Below are 5,560 nucleotides of genomic sequence, written 5' to 3'. Positions count from 1 at the left end.
GATCGGCGACGCCCTCAAGGGCCTCAGTGGAGCCTTCGGGAACGTCGGCGGCGGCATGCCCGGCTTCAACACCGGAGGCAACAGCGGCAACGGCGGGAACAGCGGCAACGGCGGAAGCAGCCAGGGCCGGCCGGGTGGGCTGGAGGCGGCCGGGGTCAGGCGGAGGTCAGGCGGGCCGGTTGGGTGCCGGTGATCAGGGTGGCCAGGGCCTCGTCGATGTCCTGGCCCAGGAACCAGTCCCCCGTGTGGTCGATGCTGTACACCCGGCCCTCCGTGTCGATCGCCAGGACCGCCTGCTCCTCGCCCTCCGCCCCGAGCGGGCTGACCTCCGTCTCCAGGGCGCGGCCGAGGTCCGCGAGCGTCCGTGCCAGGTGGAGGCCGCTGAGCGGGTCGATGCGCACCGCGGCGGGCGCGATGTGCCGGCCGGGTGCGGACGCGGTGATGTGGAGGCCGCCGAACTCCGCCCAGGCCTCGACCCCTGCCGGGAAGACCGCGTGCTGGTGGCCGGCCGGTGAGGCGTGGGAGCGCAGTGCGTCGGCCCATTCCTCGGCCTGCCGGATGTCCCAGCGCCCGGGCTGCCAGCCCGCTTCGCGCAGGGCGGCGTCGACGGCGACGGGGAAACGGGTGGAGGAGTGCTGCTGGTGGTCGTGCATCGGTGGGTGGTCAGCCCTTCTCGGCGGTGGTCGCGGCGCCGTTGGAGGTCAGGTCGACGGGGCGTACGCCGAAGTGGGACAGGAGTGCGGAGCAGGACCGGCAGGGGGGTGCGTAGCTGCCGTGGAGGGGGTCGCCGTCCTCGCGGATGCGGCGGGCGGTGAGCCGGGAGTGCTTGAGCGCGCGGCGCGCCTCCCCGTTGGTCAGGGGTTTTCGCTGGGCGCGTTTGGAGCGCCCGCTCTCGGCGGCGGTGAGCTGGCGGGAGAGCAGTATGGCTTCGGGGCAGCGGCCGGTGAAGCGTTCGCGCTGGCCGCTGGTGAGGGTGTCGAGGAAGTCCTGGACGAGCGGGTGCAGCACCGGTGGCTGGTCCCCCTTGCCGGCGGTGCAGGTCAGCGTCTCGCCGCGTACGGACAGCGCGGCGGCCACGGCGGGGAGAATCCCGTCGCGGCGGTGGATCAGTCGGGGCGTACGGCTGGTCTCGGTGCTGCTCCAGCTGAGGCGCGGATCCCCTGATGTGACGGTTTGTGCGGAATGCATCGTGTTGACGTCCCTCCCTGCAATCCCCCGAGTTGCGGGGACAGCCTGCCAAATGTGCCGGGTGGTGGGGAAGCTGGGGCGGGGAAACGTGTCTGCGTGTCGCCCGAAGGTGCGGGACTGCCGCCTCACCGTCACGTGATTGTGACCGTTCGTGACGGATCCGGCGGGACGGGATCCCCTGTTGCCCCACCGCTTAGGCTGTGCGGAACACCGGACGCAGCAGGGGGCAACAGCCATGACGACAGGTCGGCTCGGGCAGCAAGCCGCGCCACCGAACGCCGCCTACGCCGGGCAGGTCGTGAACTTCCCGGACCCGGTCCGGGCGTCCCGCCACCCCAGAGGGGTGCGGATGGACGGGAGCGGCCACCCGGTTCTTTCGCCGTACGCGCGTGCCGCAGCGGAGATCGCCGATCCGCCTCCGGGCTTCGGCATCGATGAGCTGCGCCTCACCGACTACGTGTCGGCGAACGCGGCGTTGGCGGCGAGCGGTCACGACCTGTGGGACACGATTCCCGCGGTGGCGACCCCGCACGGCTGGACCTGGCATCACGTGCCGGGTGGCCGTCGGATGGAGCTGGTGCCGGTCGAGGTGAAGGCGCTGCTGCGTCATCACGGCGGCCTGGCGGGCACGGACGTGGATCAGAACCGGCGTGGGACCCGCCCGTTGCAGGAGACCCGTCCGGCGCACTTCCGGCTGCCCAGGGGCGCGGCCGCGGTGAGCGAGCAGCAGGTCCAGGGTGTCGAGGAGGACCTCGGGTACCGGCTGCCGGGTGCGTACCGCTCGTTCCTGAAGGCGGCGGGCGGTTCGGCCCCGGTGGGTGCGGCGTTGGACGCGGAGCTGGGGCTGCTGGTGGACCAGCCGTTCTTCACGGTGCGTGACGAGGCCGCGGTGAACGACCTGGTGTACGTGAACAAGTGTCTGCGGGACCACTTCACCAAGGATTTCCTGGGCGTCGCGTTCGTCCAGGGCGGGATTCTCGCCGTGAAGGTGCGTGGCCAGGATCCCGGTTCGGTGTGGTTCTGCCCGTACGACGATGCCCGGGACCAGGACGGCTGGAGTGTCCAGGAGCGTGTGGAGCGGCTGTTGCTGCCCTGCGGCGTGGATTTCGATGCCTTCCTCCAGCGGCTGGCGGGCAATCCGCCGGAGCTGGAGACCGTGGCGAACCTGATGGTGGACGGTGGCTTCGCGCGTGCCGTCCCGGTGGAGGGGTGAGCGCGGTGGTGACTTTCGCGCAGGCGCAGGAGCGGGCGGACGAGTGGGTCAACGGTGACGTGCCCGCGTACCAGCACCGTGAGGTGCGGGTCCGTGAGTTCGAGCTGGGTTTCGTGGTGTGGGCCGAGGACCGGGCGGAGGGTCCCGTGTCGGACGGGGGCCGTCAGCGGCTGGTGATCGCGCGGGACAGCGGTGAGGCGACGTTGTGGCCGGGGTTGCCGGTGGGTGAGGTGATCCGGCGGTACGAGGAGGAGTACGGGACTCCGGCCGGTGCGCCGGTCGCCGCTCCCGAGCCGCCGCAGCGGGTGGATCTGAACCAGACGTCGTTCCTGTTGACGCCGCCGGAGTGGCTCCAGGAGGCGGCGGACAAGCTGGGGATTCCGGATCATCGTGCGGAGCGCCGGGAATCGGCGGAGTCGGCGGCGGCCGCCTCCGGTGCGCCCGCCGCCCCTGCCGCTTCCGTTTCCGTGCCCGCTCCTGTTTCCGAGTCCGGCCCTGTGCCCTCCGCTGTCGCGGATACGCCGCCGCCGTCTTCCTCGCCCGCTTCCGCCGGGGGCTCCGCCGCGTCGTGGCCCGCCGCCGGTGGTGGCGACGCCCACGAGCCCACGGCCTCCGACGGCGTGCCCGCGGGGGCGACCCCCTGGGCGGGTACGGACACCAACTCGGACTCCGACGACGGGGCCGTTCCGCTGCCCGCGACGGTGTTCGCGCCGCCGCTGTCGGGCACGGACGACGAGGAGACGCCGCCGCCGGTCGTCCCGGCGGAGGCGCCCACGGCTCTGATGTCCGGGGGCAGTCAGCTGCCGCGTACGCAGGTGGCGCAGGCGCTCCGGCCGGACCAGGGTCCCCCGGGCGGGGCCGGTGACATCGCGGACGCGGCCACCAGCAAGGCGGTCGTGCCGCCGCGCGGGGCTCGTGGGGGCGGTTCGTCGACGCCGCCGCCGCCCGGCGCCCCGGGGGTTCCCGGGATGCCGCCCGGTGCGACGCCGCCGCCTTCGGGTCCGGGTGCGCCGGGTGCTCCGGCGGGCGGGTACGTCCCGACGCAGCTCGTGTCCCAGCTCGGCCCGCCCGGTGCCACCCCGCCGCCGGGGCCGCCGCCGGGTTCCACCCCGCCTCCCGGGCCTCCCGGGCCTCCCGGGCCTCCTGGTCCGCCGCCCGGTTCCACGCCGCCTCCGGGCGGGGGGATGCACCATGCCGCGACGATGTTCGCCGACGGGAGCAGCATCGGTGCGGGCGTCGCGGGTGCGCCCAGGCCGCCGGGTCCGCCCGGTGTCCCGGGGGTCCCCCAGCCTCCCGGCCCGCCCGGTGTTCCGGGTGCGCCGCAGCCTCCCGGCCCGCCCGGTGTTCCGGGTGCGCCGCAGCCTCCCGGTCCGCCGGGTCCGCCGCCGGGTTCCACGCCGCCTCCCGGTGGTGGGGTGCACCACGCGGAGACGATGTTCGCGGGTCCGGGGCAGGTCGGGCCGCCCGGTCCTCCCGGGGCCCCCGGCGCTTCGCCGGTCGGGGCCCCCGGTCCCGTGCCGCAGCCGCCGGGTCCGCCCGGTCCGCCGCCCGGTGGGCACACTCCGCCGCCGGCGGCGTACGGCTATCCGCAGCAGCCCACCGGTCAGCCGACCGTGGGCCCCGGCTACCAGGCCGTGCTGCGGTTCCGGGCTCCGGACGGCAGCGAGCAGCAGTTGATCCGCCGTTCGGCGCCGGGCACCCCGCACCCCGAGTGGCAGATGCTGCACGAGCTGCGGGCGATGAACGTGCCGCCGCAGCAGGTCATCGAGCTGCACACCGAGCTGGAGTCCTGTGAGCTGCCGGGCGGGTACTGCGCCCGGATGATCCGGGAGACCTGGCCGCAGGTGCGGATCACCAGCGTCGCCCCGTACGGCACGGATCACGCCAGCCGGCAGCAGGGCATGCAGCATCTGCTGACGCACCAGGGCGAGCTGCACCAGGTCGCGGACGGCCCGGCGCGGCCCGCGCCGGTGCGGGCGCCGCTGCCGCAGATGCCGCCCGCGCCCGCGCTGGGGCCGGAGGCGGTGGCCGAGGAGCTGGTGCAGGCGTTCGGTCCGCAGGGCATCCTGCGGTTCGACCAGCGGGCGGTGTCCCGTCAGGGAGTGCCGGAGGTCGTCGCGCACACCCTGGTGTGGGCGGGGCTGCCCGCCGATTTCGGGCCGTTCTTCTGGGCGCAGCCGGGGCAGCCGGTGGTGCCGACGCTGGCCGAGCTGGCGGCGCAGCGTCAGGTGCGGCCCGCGCCGGACGCGGGGTCGTATCTGGTGATGGGCACGGACTTCGGCCGGGCGGTCTGTGTGCAGTACGGGACGGCGAACATCGTGGCCGTGCCGGTGGAGGCGGGTCCCGGCGGGCAGTCGGTGCCGCCGCAGTTCGTGAACACCGGGCTGCCGGAGTTCGTGCGGTCGATGGCGTTGCTGGGCCGGATGTGGCGGCTGCGGTTCGGGCTGAACCCGGAGCAGGCGGGCCGCTGGACCGTCGATTTCCAGGCACAGCTGGTGGCACTGGACCCGGCGGCGCTGGCGTCGCCGGAGAGCTGGTGGTCGGTGCTGCTGGAGCAGATGTGGGACGGCCTGATCTGAGCCGTACGCGGAGCTGAGCGGCGAGCGCGTACGAGGCGCCCGGACCCTTCTCGGGTCCGGGCGCCTCGTCGTGTGCCTGGCACGTGGCCGATGATCGCCGGTTCGCCCGGGTCTGTGATGCCGGTCGCTTCCGGCCTGAATGCCGCTGATCGATTCCGACTTCCGGCATCAATTGCCGCATCCTTGACGTATTACGGGTGTCGGAGCGTGGCAGAGCGTGTCGGCGGGTCGGAGAGAGGTTTCAGGGATGAGTGCTGGACCGGTGTCCGCGTACGACGTCGTCGGGGTGCGGGGGCGTGGTTACCGCCCGGAGCAGGTGGACCGGGCGACGGCCGCCCTGATCGCCGAGCGGGACGGGGCGCTCGACGAGCTCGCGCGGCTGACGGGCCGGGTGGAGGAGCTGCTCGCCGAGTCCGCCCGGCTGGCGGAGACCGTGGCGACGCTGCCCGTGCAGGACTACGCGGAGCTGGGGGAGCGGGCGCAGCGGATCCTGGCGCTGGCCGAGAGCGAGGCGGAGGCGCTGGACGCCGGGGCGGTCGCGGCGGGCCGGGCGGTGCGGGAGGCGGCGGAGGCGGCGGGC

General features: G+C 74.3%; 4 protein-coding genes and 1 pseudogene. 3 read left to right on the top strand and 2 right to left on the bottom strand.

The window, feature by feature from the left end; genetic code table 11:
* Window positions 1-155 precede the first annotated feature (155 nt).
* Both HET64_RS36020 and HET64_RS36015 read right to left on the bottom strand, forming a co-directional pair.
* Window positions 156-653, bottom strand: coding sequence for an SUKH-3 domain-containing protein (locus HET64_RS36020; RefSeq protein WP_215111449.1), 498 nt, complete (start codon window positions 651-653; stop codon window positions 156-158).
* 10 nt (window positions 654-663) lie between these two features.
* Window positions 664-1,188 (bottom strand): YwqJ-related putative deaminase, encoded by a 525-nt coding sequence (locus HET64_RS36015; RefSeq protein ID WP_215111448.1) that lies wholly within the window; start codon window positions 1,186-1,188, stop codon window positions 664-666.
* A 235-nt stretch (window positions 1,189-1,423) separates the two neighbouring features.
* Between HET64_RS36015 and HET64_RS36010 the strand changes: the two genes are divergently transcribed.
* The 3 genes and pseudogenes from HET64_RS36010 to HET64_RS36000 all read left to right on the top strand — a co-directional run.
* Entirely contained in the window at window positions 1,424-2,401 is a 978-nt protein-coding gene (locus HET64_RS36010) for an SMI1/KNR4 family protein (protein WP_215111447.1), read from the top strand.
* Between the two features lie 5 nt (window positions 2,402-2,406).
* The gene (locus tag HET64_RS36005) at window positions 2,407-4,980 is read left to right on the top strand and encodes an SUKH-4 family immunity protein (protein WP_374105604.1); all 2,574 of its coding nucleotides are present in this window, start codon (window positions 2,407-2,409) and stop codon (window positions 4,978-4,980) included.
* Window positions 4,981-5,227: 247 nt separating this feature from the next.
* Window positions 5,228-5,560 (top strand): annotated as a pseudogene (locus HET64_RS36000) (DivIVA domain-containing protein); the annotation flags it as partial.

The organism is Streptomyces sp. McG3 (assembly GCF_018619185.1).
Classification (GTDB): Bacteria; Actinomycetota; Actinomycetes; order Streptomycetales; family Streptomycetaceae; genus Streptomyces.
This window is presented reverse-complemented; position numbering and strand designations above follow the sequence as displayed.